General features: G+C 67.3%; 1 pseudogene. It reads right to left on the bottom strand.

Annotation, left to right across the window (positions count from 1 at the left end):
* A pseudogene (locus DBR34_RS23110) lies at window positions 1-427 on the bottom strand (homoserine O-succinyltransferase); the annotation flags it as partial.
* Window positions 428-565 lie beyond the last annotated feature (138 nt).

Here is a 565-nt window from a genome sequence, read left to right as displayed (position 1 = left end):
CGAAGCACTGCAGCTGGGGAATGCCAAGGTGATCGAGCAACAACGCCAGCGCGTCGGCCTGGTCGGCGGTGTCGATCGGAAGGTCGAGGGCGCCATCGGCCCCGATGAAATCGAACGCCAGGATGCGCTGCACCGCCGGGTCCAGCGCGCGCCCCGCCGCGACCAGGCCTTCGGCCCAGCCCTTTTCCGGGAATTCGGCATTGGCGGCCACGTGACGATGCGCGGAAATGCCGCCGGCCAGCACCACCACCGGCGCATCGCCGCGGCCGACCAGTTCATAGCGCAACCGCACCGGGCGCGGGCCGTTGTGACGCATCGACAGCACGGCGGCGATTTCGCCGCGCACGGCGTGCAATCCCGCGTCGAGCGGAACGCTGACGGGTGCGAAAGTGTCGGTGGCAACAGCGGCGGCAGTGGCGAAACCCATGGCGGTATCCAAAGTAGGAAAACGGCCATCGAGCTTTCGCGGAGCTCGCGTTCGAAGCGCACGCACGGTGCACGGTTCGAACCATCTTTCGGAAGACGCCAACGGTCTCCGCAGGATTTGGCACCTACGCAGGTCGCT

Source organism: Stenotrophomonas sp. HMWF003, from assembly GCF_003061285.1.
Classification (GTDB): Bacteria; Pseudomonadota; Gammaproteobacteria; order Xanthomonadales; family Xanthomonadaceae; genus Stenotrophomonas; species Stenotrophomonas maltophilia_AP.
This window is presented reverse-complemented; position numbering and strand designations above follow the sequence as displayed.